This is a genomic window from Idiomarina sp. 017G, assembly GCF_004362265.1.
Taxonomy (GTDB): Bacteria; Pseudomonadota; Gammaproteobacteria; order Enterobacterales; family Alteromonadaceae; genus Idiomarina; species Idiomarina loihiensis.
The window spans coordinates 17,383-31,968 of the sequence record NZ_SNWT01000015.1; the positions used below are offsets into that span (position 1 = coordinate 17,383).

Consider the following 14,586-nt stretch of genomic DNA (forward strand, 5'->3'; position numbering starts at 1 on the left):
TATCTGCGTTTAGACAACAGTCGCGCGATCAACGATTTCTTCCAGAGTCCAAGATTTATTCTTAGACAGCGGACGACATTCGCGAACAATCACGGTATCGCCAGCTTTAACCTGGTTTTCTTCGTCATGCGCATGTACTTTAGTTGTACGCGTGATGTACTTCCCGTATACCGGGTGCTTTACACGACGTTCAACAGCTACAGTGATGGTTTTATCCATCTTATCGCTGACAACTTTGCCTTGCAGAGTACGAACACGTTTTTCGTCAGTCATTACGCACCTGCCTTCTCATTTAAGATGGTTTTAACACGTGCGATATCACGACGCACTTGTTTCATCATGTGAGTCTGATTCAGCTGACCAGTTGCTGCCTGCATGCGCAGATTAAACTGCTCACGACGCAAGCCTAACAACTCTTCTTGCAGCTGCTCAACGGTTTTATCTTTCAGTTCACTTGCTTTCATCACATTACCGTCCGAGTCACAAAAGTGGTTTTGAAAGGCAGTTTACGTGCCGCCAGGCGGAACGCTTCACGTGCCAACTCTTCAGGAACACCGTCCATTTCATACAGAACGCGACCTGGTTGAATCTGAGCAACCCAGTATTCGACGTTACCTTTACCTTTACCCATACGAACTTCTAAAGGCTTTTTGGTAATAGGCTTGTCAGGAAATACACGGATCCAGATTTTACCTTGACGCTTAACGTGACGAGTCATTGCACGACGGCCTGCTTCGATTTGACGCGCGGTCATACGACCACGGTCAGTAGCTTTTAAACCAAAAGTACCGAAGCTGACTTTGTTACCAGACTGCGCCAGACCACGGTTGCGGCCTGTGTGAACCTTACGGAATTTTGTACGCTTAGGTTGTAACATATCGTCTCTCCTTACTTACGGTTCTTGCCGCGCTTAGGAGCTGGCTTTTCTTCAGTTGGAAGTCCACCAAGAACTTCACCACGGAAAATCCAGACCTTAACACCGATGATACCGTAAGTGGTGTTCGCTTCTGAGGTCGAGTAGTCGATGTCTGCACGTAATGTGTGCAGCGGTACACGGCCTTCACGATACCACTCAGTACGTGCAATTTCTGCGCCGCCTAAACGACCACTCACTTCAACTTTGATGCCTTTGGCACCCAAGCGAATGGCGTTTTGTACAGCACGTTTCATAGCACGACGGAACATGACACGACGTTCCAACTGACCAGCAATATTGTCAGCTACTAGCTGCGAATCCAACTCAGGCTTACGAACTTCTGAGATGTTGATTTGCGCAGGAGCACCTGTCAATTTAGAAACTTGCTTACGCAGCTTTTCTACGTCTTCGCCTTTCTTACCGATAACCACACCAGGGCGTGCTGTGTGAATAGTCACACGAACGCTCTTAGCTGGACGATCGATAACGATACGAGAGACTGATGCGTTGCGCAGTTCTTTTGTCAGGAACTTACGTACCTGAAAATCACTGTGCAGGTTATCAGCGAACTCATTTGTATTCGCATACCAGGTTGCATTCCATGGTCTGGAGATACCTAGGCGAATACCATTAGGATGTACTTTCTGACCCATAATTTATCTCCTAGCTATCTGACACGACCACAGTAATGTGGCTGGTGCGCTTAAAGATACGATCGGCACGGCCTTTCGCCCGTGGCTTGATGCGCTTCATAGTAGGACCTTCGTCTAAAAAGACCCGGGCTACTTTTAACTCATCGATATCCGCACCTTCGTTATGTTCCGCGTTCGCGATTGCTGACTCAAGTACTTTCTTGATTAAGACAGCAGATGCTTTGGGGCTGTATGCCAGGATATCCAGTGCTTTTTCTACTGGAAGTCCACGGATTTGGTCTGCGACCAAACGGCCCTTCTGCGCTGAAACGCGGGCAAATTGGTGTTTAGCAATTGCTTCCATCACTCTCTACCTCTTACCGTTTCTTCGCTTTCTTATCAGCAGCATGGCCGCGATAAGTACGGGTTGGCGCGAATTCGCCTAATTTATGACCGATCATTTCATCTGTCACGTAGACAGGAACGTGCTGACGACCGTTGTGAACAGCGATTGTCAGGCCGATCATATCTGGGATGATCATTGAACGACGGGACCAAGTTTTAATTGGCTTTTTATCCCCGGCTTCCAACGCTTTCTCCACCTTATTTAGCAGGTGAAGGTCAATAAATGGACCTTTTTTAAGAGAACGTGGCATGTTTTATCCTCAACTCTTATTTGTTGCGACGGCGTACGATGAACTTATCAGTACGCTTGTTTTTACGGGTTTTGTAGCCCTTGGTCGGCGTGCCCCATGGAGTCACAGGATGACGTCCACCAGAGGTACGGCCTTCACCACCACCGTGAGGGTGATCAACTGGGTTCATCGCCACACCACGAACGGTCGGACGAATACCACGCCAGCGGTTTGCACCGGCTTTACCCAATTGACGCAGCATGTGTTCTGCGTTACCTACTTCACCGATAGTTGCACGACCTTCAGACTGAACGCGACGCATCTCACCTGAACGTAAACGAACAGTAACATAAGCACCGTCACGAGCAAGAATCTGGCAATAAGCACCCGCTGAACGAGCCATCTGTGCGCCTTTACCTGGCTGTAACTCTACCGCGTGAACAACACTACCCACAGGGATGTTGCGCATTGGCAGGCTGTTACCAGGCTTTATTGGTGCATCAACACCAGACTGGATACGATCGCCTACTGAAAGGTTTTTCGGAGCCAGAATGTAACGGCGTTCACCGTCAGCATACAAAACTAAAGCGATATTCGCTGAACGGTTAGGATCGTATTCAATACGCTCAACCTTTGCAGGGATACCATCTTTATTACGTTTAAAGTCGATTACACGGTAGTGGTGTTTATGACCACCGCCAATGTGACGAACCGTGATACGACCGTTATTGTTACGACCACCAGACTTGCTGTTTTTTTCCAGCAATGGTGCGTAAGGCTTGCCTTTGTACAGGTCCTGACCGACGACTTTAACGACGTGGCGTTGACCCGGAGACGTAGGCTTACTTTTAACTACAGCCATGTTTATTCCTCCTGTTACTCAGCGCCGCCTGAGAAGTCAATGTCAGCACCTTCATTCAAGGCAACATACGCTTTCTTCCAGTCACTGCGTTTCCCAAAACGAGAACCAGTACGTTTGGTTTTACCCTTCACGTTGACTGTACGTACGTTTTTGACTTCAACTTCAAACAATTTTTCGACAGCCGCTTTGATTTCGGTTTTAGTCGCATCAACAGCTACTTTAAAAACAACCGTGTTGTTATTTTCAGCAGTGTTAGTCGATTTTTCCGAAACGTGAGGTGCTAAAATCACTTTAAGCAAACGTTCTTCGCGCATCATGATAACACCTCCTCAAGCTGCTTGACGGCGTCAGCAGTCATCAGCACTTTCTCGAAAGCAATCAGACTGACAGGGTCAATACCCTGAACATCGCGCACGTCGACTTTATGCAAGTTGCGAGAAGCTAAGAACAGGTTCTCATCAACTTCTTTTGTCACGATCAAAACGTCGTTCAGATCCATTTCTTTCAGTTTCGCTGCCAGTTGCTTTGTTTTTGGCTCATCAACACCAAACTTCTCAACAACAATCAAACGTTCCTGACGAATCAGTTCCGACAAAATGCTTTTAATCGCACCGCGGTACATTTTTTTGTTTACTTTCTGGCTGTGATTTTGCGGTTTAGCTGCAAAAGTCGCACCACCAGAACGCCAGATAGGACTACGGATTGTACCTGCACGGGCACGACCAGTACCTTTTTGACGCCAAGGCTTCTTACCACCTCCGGCTACTTCAGAACGAGTTTTCTGAGCTTTTGTGCCCTGACGAGCACCTGCAGCGTAAGCTACAACTACTTGATGGACAAGGGCTTCATTAAACTCACGTCCAAAGGTAGCTTCGGAAACCTCAAGAGCGCCTTTTGCGTCTTTCAATGTTAATTCCATCACTATTCTCCTCAGACGTTATGCCTTGACCGCTGGTTTAACGATCACATCACTTCCGGTTGCACCCGGGACCGCACCTTTGATCAACAACAAGCTGCGCTCTGCATCAACCCGAACTAATTCAAGTGATTGCGTAGTGACTTGCTCATTACCCATCTGACCAGCCATTTTCTTGCCTTTGAATACTTTACCAGGCGACTGGTTTTGACCGATTGAACCCGGTGCACGGTGAGATAATGAGTTACCATGAGTAGCGTCCTGCATGCTGAAGTTCCAGCGCTTCACAGTACCGGCAAAGCCTTTACCTTTTGAAGTACCAGTAACGTCTACTTTGTTAACTTCTGCAAAAATATCAACAGTCAGTTCAGAACCTACTGCGTAATCTTCGCCTTCGCCATTTTGCAGGCGGAATTCCCAAAGACCACGACCAGCCTCTGTACCAGCTTTAGCAAAATGACCTGCTAAAGGCTTGGTTACACGGCTCGCTTTCTTCTCGCCTGTGGTTACTTGAAGGGCACGGTAACCGTCAGTGTCATCAGATTTAATCTGAGTCACACGGTTCGCCAGCACTTCGATCACAGTAACAGGAACAGAAGCGCCGTCTTCCTGGAAGACACGCGTCATTCCTACTTTACGACCGACTAGACCTATAGCCATTGTTAAAACCTCTCGTGTGTAATCCTATTACTGCCCACTTAACCCAAGCTGATCTGTACATCAACGCCAGCTGCCAAATCTAAACGCATAAGCGCGTCAACCGTTTTGTCAGTAGGGTCCATGATATCAATCAGACGCTTGTGGGTGCGGATTTCGTACTGGTCACGCGCGTCTTTATTTACGTGTGGTGAAGTCAGCACGGTGAAACGTTCTTTCCGTGTTGGCAGTGGGATAGGACCACGTACCTGAGCACCAGTGCGTTTTGCAGTTTCAACAATCTCTGCAGTCGACTGGTCGATCAGACGGTGATCGAACGCTTTCAAACGAATCCGAATTCTTTGATTAGCCATAAATAAATCAAAGCCTCAATAAAAGAGCATTTAAAAAAGAGCACAGAAAATCGCAACCTCCCTGGCACATACCGGGGGTGCGATGTTCTACGTCAACCATTCAGTCCCCAATCGGGACTGTTGTCGAACGCCTTTCACACGGCCAAAGCCGATAAACTCAAAAGACGTGGCCGCGAATTATACCGACTCGCGGCCTGGTGTCAAGGCCTTAATGTGTTTTGGCGTAGTCTTCTACTTGCTCCCAAACACGCATTAAATTACCGCCCAGAATCATTTCAATTTCTTTATCTGAATACCCTCTGTCCATCAACCCCTGAACAAGGTTTGGATAGGTAGATACGTCTTTTAGTCCAACCGGCAAAGAGTCACCAACACCGTCGTAGTCAGAGCCCACACCGATGTGTTCAACCCCAATCAAATCACGTACATGATCGATATGGTCTAAAACGGTATCTAAAGTCGCAAATGGATACGGATTATTGGCTTCAATGTCCTTAATGCGACGTTTCGCTTCGTCGCTGTCTTCGCCATATTGCTCTTTTACTGCGGTAATCCGCTTTTTCATCATGTCACGGTAACGGTTGGCCTGCTCAGCCAAAAACGACGAACCAAAGTTAATTTGGATAACGCCCTCATTTTTCGCCAAGGCCTTTAGCATGTCATCGCTCATATTACGTTCAAAACCTGGAGTGTAAGAGCGCAGCGACGAATGCGACGCAATGACCGGAGCGTCACTAATTTCAACCGCCTGATAAAACGCCTCATCGGAAATGTGCGACACATCAACCATAACCCCGACCTTATTCATTTCTTTGACCAATTTTTTACCAAATGGACTTAAGCCATCCCATTGACGGCGAATGTCATAAGAAGAGTCTGAAATGTGATTAGATAATGAGTGAGCCAGAGTAATGTAGCGAATACCGCGCTCATAGAACATACGCAGGTTGTCAAGATCGCCTTCGATAGGAGTGCCGTTTTCCATGCCCAAAGCAATTGACATCAAGCCTTGCTCTTTATTTTCGCGGATATCATCAGTGCTATAAGCCATTGCGAACTTATCTGGTGCACGTCCGACAAGCGCTTCCATACCGTCGATAAGCTCATGAGCCAACTGAACACTGCCACCACTCTCTTCATAAGAGGCCGGAATATAAATAGACATAAACGGGGCATCGAGGCCACCTTCTACTGCACGCGGGTAGTCAAAATCCCCTTCTGCAGTGGCCTCTGTTACATCTTCCCACTTATCATGAATTCGATAAGGTACATCAATATGTGTGTCTATTAGTAAATACTGCTTCGCCAATTTTTCAGCTTTGTCACTAGCGGTATATTCCGCTTGTTCAGAACCGTTGGTTGCAGCTTGCCCCGCTGTTGCACAACCGGTAATAACGGCCAGTACAGAAGCGGCTATCAGAGACTTCATCATACGTATTCCTCTTTTTATTTTTATACGAGATATACGCAGAGTAGCAAAAGTCTAGCTGTGCCGCATTACTGATACGCTGAAACTTATGACAGCGCCGACAATCAAGGTTCCTAATACCGGTGCCGCCAACCAAATGAGCCACCATTGATCTAATAAAATCACGGGGGCCCCTTACTGAGACTGCTTATTCTTTTGTTCAGAAGGGTCAATCTGAGTTTCAGCTTGCTTTAAATCAGGCAAAAACTCTATAACCCACTCTTCAATTGACTCTGAAACCGACTGTTTGACACTTTGCATCGCTTCTTCAGAAATTTCAGCAATCTGAGCTTGAAGCTCAGCAGTGATAGAATCTCTATTCTCATCGGCAGCTGAGACCGATGCACTGAACAACATAACACCACTGACAACACTTACGATTAACGCTTTCATGATTTTCTCCTTTGAATAAATGACAGTGCGTTAGTTAAGTCACACTATGTAATTCAAAGGTTGTGCCATCTTTTTAAATGTTACTAACCATTTGTTATATAATCACTTTTTATTTTTAACTGAGAGAAAGAAGATTTCTCAGGTTAGTGTTTTTCACCAACTTTTAGTCAATTTATGACGTTAATGATGATACGTGCTGACTGTGATCATCGCGAAAAGCCAGAGCACCATAAAGCAGTTGTTCGGCGCTGGTAGCTCTGGGGCCTTTCACACTAAGATACTGGCGCCACCGCTTACCTCCGGTCATTCCCTGAAACAGTCCCAGCATATGGCGGGCCACATGCCAGGCGCGCCCGCCCTGTCGAATATGGTTGTCGATATAAGGTATCATCGCGGTAACTACAGCCTCACGAGTTAACTCTGCCGGCTTCGTTTCACTCAAAGAATCAAGCTGAGTAAGTAACCAGGGATTTTGGTAGGCTGCCCGGCCAATCATCACCCCATGGACCTGGTTTAAATGCTGCTTAACCTCATGCAATTCGACAATTCCGCCGTTAATCGCCACGGGGACATCAGGGTATCTTTTTTGGGCCCGGTAAACCCGTTCATACTGCAATTCAGGAATATCCCGGTTTTCTTTCGGGCTAAGGCCTTGCAGCCAGGCTTTACGGGCATGCAAAGTCAGTTGATCAACACCAGCAGCAACAACGGCATCGGTTAATTCATATAGAAAGTCATCAGAATCCTGCTCATCAATGCCCAAACGGGTTTTTACGGTAACCGGAATATCGGTTACCGCTTTCATTGCCTTTACGCATTCTGCAACCTTTTCCGGTTGAGCCATCAAGCACGCGCCAAAGCTACCATTTTGCACTCGGTCAGATGGGCAACCGACATTAATATTAACCTCATCGTACCCCCGCTCTTGTGCCAAACGCGCGCACTCGGCCATAGCCGCGGGCTCCGAACCTCCAAGCTGCAAAGCAACCGGATGTTCCTCTGCATTGAATGCCAGAAAATCCTGCTGACCAAAAATAATCGCACCTGTCGTTACCATCTCGGTATAAAGCAAGGTACTCCTGGTCAGGAGACGATGAAAATACCGGCAATGCCGATCGGTCCAGTCCAGCATCGGGGCTACAGAAAGCTTATAAGAATATGGTTCGGTCAAAACATCCACCCGGTAAAAAGTTAACCGACAAAGTCAGTATATTTAGCAGACTATTTTAACTCAGAATACACCAGTAAGCAGCCTCTTCCGTAAAACCCTTTTCCTTACCCCTAAAACTCTCTACAATGACTAAAATGGTCATAAATTGTAGTCAATAATGAAAGCTCAAGAAGCACAACGACTTATACAAAAAGCTGAAAAACTCTGCCAACAACGTGGTGCCCGCCTGACAAATGCCCGCCGCGAAGTTTTCGCGATACTCGCAGAGCATTCAGGAGCCGTCGGCGCATATGATTTACTCGATCAACTGCGGGAAGTCATGCCCAATGCAAAACCCCCGACAATCTACCGCGCTTTAGACTTTTTACAAGAACAAGGCTTCGTTCATAAAATCACTTCGTCGAATAGTTTTGTTCTTTGCTCGCATTTCGACCATCAACATCCGGTTCAAATGTTAATCTGCAGTTCCTGCGGCGATGTTCAGGAAATTCAGTCCGAAGGGGTTTATGACGAATTGAAACATCAAGCCGAAGATCAAGGGTTTAAGGTTCAGAGCCAAACTATAGAAGCACATGGTTTGTGCACTAAATGCCTTTAATATTAGCGCTATTAAATAATAACAATAGGTAACACTATGAAGCTCAATCATCTTATTGCCACTGCAGCGGTTTGTTTAACCGTTAATCAGGCGGCAACCGCTCAAGCTTTTGAAGATAAATTCCGTCAGCTTAACGATGATAAATTCCGTAGTCCGAACATTTATCGTACCGCGTCCGGTGCTCCTGGACATGCTTACTGGCAACAGGAAGCGGACTACAAAATTGAGGTTGCTCTGGACGATGAGAATCAGAGTATTACGGCACAAAGCACCATAACGTACACCAATAACTCCCCCGATACTTTGCGCTATTTATGGGTTCAACTTGACCAGAACCGCTTTAAGAAAGACTCCATTGGGCCGCAGAGTCAAGCCTCCGGAGATTTAGACCGAGTTAGCTTTTCCAGAATGGAAAGCATGCTCACTCAGGAAGAGTTTCCGGCCGGTTATGAGCTTACAGAAATCAGTAACGAAGATGGTGAACCTTTAGCACATTACGTTAATGACACTATGCTAAGGCTGGATCTGGATGAGCCCCTTAAAAGCGGCGAAAGTGTCACTTTTAATATCAACTGGCAGTTCAATATTATCGAAGCTGAAGTACTTGGTGGTCGCGGCGGTTATGAGTACTTTGAAGACGACGGAAACTACCTGTATGAGATGGCACAGTGGTTCCCTCGTATGGCCGCATATTACGACGCTGAAGGTTGGCAGAATAAACAGTTTATCGGCAACGGAGAGTTCGCTTTAGAGTTTGGTGATTATCGCGTAGAGATAACGGTTCCGGCGGATCATATTGTAGCCTCTACTGGTGTTTTGCAAAATCCCGATGAAGTACTCACTTCTACTCAGCGTGAACGCCTGGAAAAAGCCCGTAATTCAGACAAGCCGGTAAAAATTGTCACTGAAGAAGAGGCATTAGAAAATCAGAAGGAAGGCACCAGCAATACTAAAACCTGGATTTTCGAAGCAGATAAAGTTCGTGACTTTGCCTGGGCTTCGTCGCGCAAGTTTATCTGGGACGCGCAAGGTTACAAAAAGAACGATACCAATGTGCTGGCTATGTCGTATTACCCTGAAGAGGGCAATCCATTATGGGAACGTTACTCGACCGCTTCTATTATTCACACAATTGAGCACTATAACGATTACAGCTTTGACTATCCTTATCCTGTCGCTATATCGGTAAACGGCCCTGTTGGTGGTATGGAATACCCGATGATTACCTTTAATGGCCCGCGCCCTTACGTTGATGAGGATTCAGGTGAGAAATACTACTCTAAACGCACCAAATACGGTCTAATTTCTGTAATCATCCACGAAATTGGTCACATTTACTTTCCTATGGTAGTTAACTCTGATGAACGCCAGTGGACCTGGATGGATGAAGGTATCAATACTTACCTACAGTTCCTGGCTGAACAAAAATGGGAAAAAGATTATCCGTCGTGGCGCGGTGAACCGCGTAACATTACCAGTTACATGGCCAGCAGTAACCAAATGCCTATTATGACCAACTCAGAGTCGATTCTGCAATTTGGTAATAATGCCTACGGAAAGCCAGCTACAGCACTTAATATATTACGTGAAACTATCGTTGGCCGTGAGCTCTTTGATTTCGCTTTCCGTCAGTATGCGCAGCGTTGGAAATTTAAACGTCCTACACCAGAAGACTTATTCAGAACCATAGAAGATGCTTCCGGCGTTGATTTAGACTGGTTCTGGAGAGGCTGGTTCTACTCTACTGACCATGTCGATATCGCCCTTGAGCAAGTCAATCAGTTGACTATTAATACGCAAGATCCGGAAATCGAAAAAGCATGGCAAGAACAGCAAGAAAATGCTGAGCCAGAGTCTTTGACAACTCAGCGTAATGCCGACGTTAATTATAAAATTCATCAGCAACCGGATCTTACTGACTTTTATAATGAGAACGACGACTACACTGTCACTAACGCTGACCGAAACAAATATCAAGAGCTGATAGAGGGGCTTAACGAAGAGCAGCGGGAAATGCTGAAGAACGGCAGCAACTTCTACGTACTTGATTTCGCCAATAAAGGCGGCTTAGTTATGCCTATTTTACTAGATCTTCAGTTTGAAGATGGCAGTAAAGAACATGTTCGCATTCCGGCGGAAGTATGGCGTCGCTCTCCAGAAAAGGTGAGCAAGTTATTGATTCGCGATAAAACTTTGACTCAAGTCGTTGTTGACCCTAACTGGGAGACGGCAGATGTTGATACCAGTAACAACTACTGGCCAGCCAGAGCAGTGCCATCCCGGATTGAACTGTTTAAGCGTGAAGACCGTAATAAGAGCATGATGGAAGACTTCAACGAGGAGTTGGAGTCGGGCAACGATGATTAAACTTGTTGCTGCTATTGTTTTTTTGTTCGCGCTGATACCTTCTGTATCAGCGCATCGCTATTTTTTTGGGTTAACCGAAATAAGTGCGAATAAAAACACCCAAACAATAGAAATTATTCATCAGTATACTTTGCATGACGTACAACAAGTGCTTAAAAAGCGGCTGGGAAAGGCTTTTAGACTGGAAGAAGAAGGTTCTGAAAAACATATCAGAGACTGGATAACTGAAAAGTTTCAACTGGTAAACTCGCAAGGAAATAAAGTTGAGCCAAACTGGGTAGGTTTTGAAGCTGACTACCAGAAAATTTGGGTTTATCAGGAGATACCGAAGCGTGATAACCTGTGTGGGTGGGATGTTTCAAATAAGCTATTAATGGATAGCTTTTCTGCCCAGGTAAATACTATCAATGTCGTCGATGATCATGGCAATCGTAGCCTAATTCTGACCATTGAAAATACATCTGACACAATTACGTGCCAGCAAGAGATAAAGGAATAGAAAATGAATGCCGAGTTCGTAAACCCATTTCTTCAAGCACTGCAAAATGTCTTGTCGATGATGGCTCAAATGGAATTGAAGCCCGGTAAAGCTCAACTAAAAAAGGATGAGTACGCGCGGGGCGATGTATCAGGCGTCATCGGTATGGTGGGCCCACAGATAAAAGGATCATTCTCAATTTCATTTGAGGAAAATCTGGCCTGTGAAATCATGAATAAAATGTTAGGTGAGTTACCAAACTCAATTAACGAAGATGTCTGTGATATGGTCGGCGAAATCACGAATATGGTTACCGGCGGAGCCAAAAAGACACTAGGTGAAAAAGGTTACGATTTTGATATGGCTACTCCAATTGTGGTTTCAGGTAAAGACCATACCATTTCTCATAAATCTGAAGGCTCGAAACTGATTATGCCGTTCAACCACGTTTCAGGTAAAGCATACATCGAAATCTGCTTCGATAAAATCAATTAGCGACGACTAGTAACGCTCGTCGCTGGCATGGCGGGCATAGTTATCAAACCTCGATAATTGTCCATGGAATTTCAATTCAATTTTACCAATAGGTCCATTACGCTGTTTCCCGATAATAATTTCAGCTAAACCTTGCTCTGCTGAGTCTGGATGATAAACCTCGTCACGGTAAATAAACATGATGACGTCAGCATCCTGCTCAATAGAGCCAGACTCACGTAAGTCTGAGTTAACGGGTCTTTTATCGGAGCGTTGCTCTAGTGAACGGTTTAGCTGAGACAACGCCACCACAGGCACTTCCAGCTCTTTCGCTAAGGACTTCAAAGAACGGGATATTTCTGCAATTTCCAGCGTCCGGTTTTCCGACATCCCCGGAACTGTCATTAACTGCAAATAATCCACCATAATCATGGATATTCCTTTGTGCTCTCTATGAATCCGGCGAGCACGGGAGCGCACTTCAGTCGGTGTTAGTCCAGACGAGTCATCTATGTAGATATTATTCTTATCGTTTAGCATGTTCATAACAGATGCGATGCGAGCCCAGTCGTCATCTTCAAGTTTACCTGTACGTACTTTATTCTGATCGACCCGGCTAAGTGAAGCCAGCATACGCATCATCAACTGCTCTGCGGGCATCTCTAAACTAAACACAAGTACCGGGCGGTCATCATTGAGTGCAATGTTCTCTGCCAGGTTCATAGCAAAGGTTGTTTTACCCATAGACGGACGTGCCGCTACGATAACCAGGTCGGAAGGCTGGAGGCCTGCGGTCATCTGATCGAGGTCAGTAAAACCGGTAGAAACACCCGTCACACCGTTATTGTTTTTCAGTTTACTCAACTGTTCAATACGGCTAACCGTACGCTGCAGAATTAAATTGATACCTTGCGGCCCTTCGCTGGAACTTACTCGCTTCTCAGCAATTTGGAAGACTTTTGATTCAGCCAGATCGAGCAGCTCTGCGCTGCTGCGACCCTGAGTATCGTAACCAGACTCGGCGATATCATTTGCCGCACCAATCATCTCTCTTAACACTGCGCGTTCGCGGACAATGTTCGCATAAGCTAATATATTTGCCGCGCTGGGAGTATTTTTTGCAATTTCACCAAGGTAGGCAAAGCCACCTATTTGCTCCAGCTCTCCCGCCGTTTCCAGGTTTTCCGAAACCGTCACCAAATCCATTGGCTGACTGCGTTGAGCAAGCTCATGCATGGCTTTAAAAATGAGTCGGTGCGAACGATGATAGAAGTCTTCAGCGATAACGCTACCGGCAACATTGTCCCAGGCATCATTATCGAGCATTAAACCGCCAAGAACGGATTGTTCAGCTTCAATTGAATGGGGTGCTGAGCGCAGTGCTTCTATTGACGCGTCGCGTTTTTTTGACTTCTCTGCCATGGGGAAAGTTGTCTCGCAAAGGGAAATAATAAGAGGGGATTACTATACAAAATCCCCTCTTGTTTAGAAAGCGAAGCAACACCTAACAACACGATTTAATTTTTATCGAGTGTTATTTCACCGCTAACCGTTGTGGCGGAAACCGACGCTCCACCATCACCAACTGTAAACTCTAACTTAGAGGATGGCCCCCACTCGGCTTCAGTTGCTTTTTCGTCGCTTAAGCGGTTTGTAATTTCACCGCCAGCATTAGACTTAATATTGAAATCTGCATGGATGTCATCTACCCACTTCAAAGTTACGTCACCACTGACTGAGTTAGTCTCTATACGCGCGCTCCCGGATAGACCGGCAGTTAAAATTGCATCGCCGCTAACTGTGGTCATCTTAGCCTTATTCAGTGTGCCGACTTTTGCGCTAATATCACCCGAAACCGATTGTGCCGTAAAATCAGAAATAGAATCCGATTGACTGGTAATATCACCACTAACAGACTGGTAAGTTGCGGAGTCAGCACTGTTATTTATATCCTTAATATCGCCACTGACCGTCTCAAAACGAACATCGCCGCTTATCTTTTCAGCGTTAATATTCCCGCTAACCGTCTTCAGCAGTATGCGATTGGCAACTTGATTGACTGTTATATCCCCGCTAACCAACCGAATTTCCAACCCACCATTAAAGCCTTCAGCAACGACTTCCATAGACACGCCATTCACTTTTATATCCATAGAGTCAGGCAAGTATATTTTCAGATCGGAACCTTTATCATCCGAAGAAAAGTTAAATCCTCTTTCTTGCGGGGTCTCAACTTTAATTTGGATACGACTTCCCCTTTGTTCAAAAATAAACCTCTCGGCTTTTTCATCTAATGTACCAACGACCCGTATCTCGTCTTTATCATGGGTAATGAGTTCGACCTTCCCTCTCATGTTGTCAATTAACACCTGAGCCCCGGGCGACGTAGAAAGTGTCTCATCAACTTTTTCCTGCGCCAGACTAACCGAACTGACCGTCAATAGTATGAATCCAACTAACGATAATATCTTTTTCACTTTTCGCTCCCTATTTTTTTCCGCCGTTACAGCATATTGCCATAAGAATCACTTTAGTGATGAAAATTTTGCAAAAAAAAAAGCTGCCCGAAGGCTAATGCCGATCAGTTAAGAAAAATTTTAGCGATCGGTTGACCGATCCGGCAGAGACTTCAAAATCCGTAGTTAGGTTTTCTAACTACGGATTTT

The 14,586-nt window shown here is 45.7% G+C and carries 20 protein-coding genes; 4 read left to right on the plus strand and 16 right to left on the minus strand.

What is annotated here, in order from left to right; genetic code table 11:
- Positions 1 to 9: 9 nt before the first annotated feature.
- The 14 genes from rpsQ to dusA form a co-directional block, all read right to left on the minus strand.
- Positions 10 to 273, minus strand: coding sequence for a 30S ribosomal protein S17 (rpsQ, locus tag DEU30_RS13425; RefSeq protein ID WP_011235144.1), 264 nt, complete (start codon positions 271 to 273; stop codon positions 10 to 12).
- Entirely contained in the window at positions 273 to 464 is a 192-nt protein-coding gene (rpmC, locus tag DEU30_RS13430) for a 50S ribosomal protein L29 (RefSeq protein WP_011235145.1), read from the minus strand. Before rpmC ends, rpsQ begins: the two co-directional genes overlap by 1 nt.
- Complete coding sequence (gene rplP / locus DEU30_RS13435; RefSeq protein ID WP_011235146.1) at positions 464 to 877, minus strand: 50S ribosomal protein L16; 414 nt, start codon at positions 875 to 877, stop codon at positions 464 to 466. Before rplP ends, rpmC begins: the two co-directional genes overlap by 1 nt.
- 11 nt (positions 878 to 888) lie before the next feature.
- Positions 889 to 1,569, minus strand: coding sequence for a 30S ribosomal protein S3 (gene rpsC / locus DEU30_RS13440; protein WP_054489113.1), 681 nt, complete (start codon positions 1,567 to 1,569; stop codon positions 889 to 891).
- A gap of 10 nt (positions 1,570 to 1,579) precedes the next feature.
- Positions 1,580 to 1,912: a 50S ribosomal protein L22 gene (rplV, locus tag DEU30_RS13445; RefSeq protein WP_054489115.1), complete on the minus strand. Its 333-nt coding sequence runs from the start codon at positions 1,910 to 1,912 to the stop codon at positions 1,580 to 1,582.
- Between the two features lie 13 nt (positions 1,913 to 1,925).
- Entirely contained in the window at positions 1,926 to 2,204 is a 279-nt protein-coding gene (gene rpsS / locus DEU30_RS13450) for a 30S ribosomal protein S19 (protein WP_034822534.1), read from the minus strand.
- Between the two features lie 16 nt (positions 2,205 to 2,220).
- On the minus strand, positions 2,221 to 3,045 hold the full coding sequence (gene rplB / locus DEU30_RS13455) for a 50S ribosomal protein L2 (protein ID WP_011235150.1): 825 nt from the start codon (positions 3,043 to 3,045) through the stop codon (positions 2,221 to 2,223).
- Positions 3,046 to 3,059: 14 nt separating this feature from the next.
- Complete coding sequence (gene rplW, locus DEU30_RS13460; RefSeq protein ID WP_011235151.1) at positions 3,060 to 3,362, minus strand: 50S ribosomal protein L23; 303 nt, start codon at positions 3,360 to 3,362, stop codon at positions 3,060 to 3,062.
- Entirely contained in the window at positions 3,359 to 3,964 is a 606-nt protein-coding gene (gene rplD / locus DEU30_RS13465; protein WP_011235152.1) for a 50S ribosomal protein L4, read from the minus strand. The genes rplW and rplD overlap by 4 nt, the downstream gene beginning before the upstream one ends.
- An 18-nt stretch (positions 3,965 to 3,982) precedes the next feature.
- Positions 3,983 to 4,621 (minus strand): 50S ribosomal protein L3, encoded by a 639-nt coding sequence (gene rplC, locus DEU30_RS13470; RefSeq protein ID WP_110013991.1) that lies wholly within the window; start codon positions 4,619 to 4,621, stop codon positions 3,983 to 3,985.
- Positions 4,622 to 4,659: 38 nt separating this feature from the next.
- On the minus strand, positions 4,660 to 4,971 hold the full coding sequence (gene rpsJ / locus DEU30_RS13475) for a 30S ribosomal protein S10 (protein ID WP_053954198.1): 312 nt from the start codon (positions 4,969 to 4,971) through the stop codon (positions 4,660 to 4,662).
- A 208-nt stretch (positions 4,972 to 5,179) separates the two neighbouring features.
- Positions 5,180 to 6,400: a dipeptidase gene (locus DEU30_RS13480; protein ID WP_114982467.1), complete on the minus strand. Its 1,221-nt coding sequence runs from the start codon at positions 6,398 to 6,400 to the stop codon at positions 5,180 to 5,182.
- A 174-nt stretch (positions 6,401 to 6,574) separates the two neighbouring features.
- On the minus strand, positions 6,575 to 6,832 hold the full coding sequence (locus DEU30_RS13485) for a hypothetical protein (RefSeq protein WP_011235155.1): 258 nt from the start codon (positions 6,830 to 6,832) through the stop codon (positions 6,575 to 6,577).
- A gap of 172 nt (positions 6,833 to 7,004) precedes the next feature.
- Positions 7,005 to 8,003: a tRNA dihydrouridine(20/20a) synthase DusA gene (dusA, locus tag DEU30_RS13490; RefSeq protein ID WP_011235156.1), complete on the minus strand. Its 999-nt coding sequence runs from the start codon at positions 8,001 to 8,003 to the stop codon at positions 7,005 to 7,007.
- Between the two features lie 157 nt (positions 8,004 to 8,160).
- Here dusA and zur point away from each other — a divergent pair, with 157 nt between their 5' ends.
- The 4 genes from zur to DEU30_RS13510 are packed head-to-tail and all read left to right on the plus strand — an operon-like array spanning position 8,161 to position 11,941.
- Positions 8,161 to 8,601: a zinc uptake transcriptional repressor Zur gene (gene zur, locus DEU30_RS13495; RefSeq protein WP_011235157.1), complete on the plus strand. Its 441-nt coding sequence runs from the start codon at positions 8,161 to 8,163 to the stop codon at positions 8,599 to 8,601.
- Between the two features lie 36 nt (positions 8,602 to 8,637).
- The gene (locus tag DEU30_RS13500) at positions 8,638 to 10,968 is read left to right on the plus strand and encodes a M1 family metallopeptidase (protein ID WP_114982463.1); all 2,331 of its coding nucleotides are present in this window, start codon (positions 8,638 to 8,640) and stop codon (positions 10,966 to 10,968) included.
- The gene (locus DEU30_RS13505) at positions 10,961 to 11,467 is read left to right on the plus strand and encodes a DUF6702 family protein (RefSeq protein WP_114982464.1); all 507 of its coding nucleotides are present in this window, start codon (positions 10,961 to 10,963) and stop codon (positions 11,465 to 11,467) included. The genes DEU30_RS13500 and DEU30_RS13505 overlap by 8 nt, the downstream gene beginning before the upstream one ends.
- Before the next feature lie 3 nt (positions 11,468 to 11,470).
- Entirely contained in the window at positions 11,471 to 11,941 is a 471-nt protein-coding gene (locus DEU30_RS13510; RefSeq protein WP_114982465.1) for a chemotaxis protein CheX, read from the plus strand.
- Between the two features lie 6 nt (positions 11,942 to 11,947).
- Here the strand turns inward: DEU30_RS13510 and dnaB are convergent, their stop codons facing one another.
- Both dnaB and DEU30_RS13520 read right to left on the minus strand, forming a co-directional pair.
- Positions 11,948 to 13,342 (minus strand): replicative DNA helicase, encoded by a 1,395-nt coding sequence (dnaB, locus tag DEU30_RS13515; protein ID WP_011235161.1) that lies wholly within the window; start codon positions 13,340 to 13,342, stop codon positions 11,948 to 11,950.
- 95 nt (positions 13,343 to 13,437) lie between these two features.
- A complete protein-coding gene (locus DEU30_RS13520; RefSeq protein WP_114982466.1) occupies positions 13,438 to 14,397 on the minus strand; it encodes a DUF4097 family beta strand repeat-containing protein in 960 nt (319 codons plus the stop codon).
- Between the last annotated feature and the right edge of the window lie 189 nt (positions 14,398 to 14,586).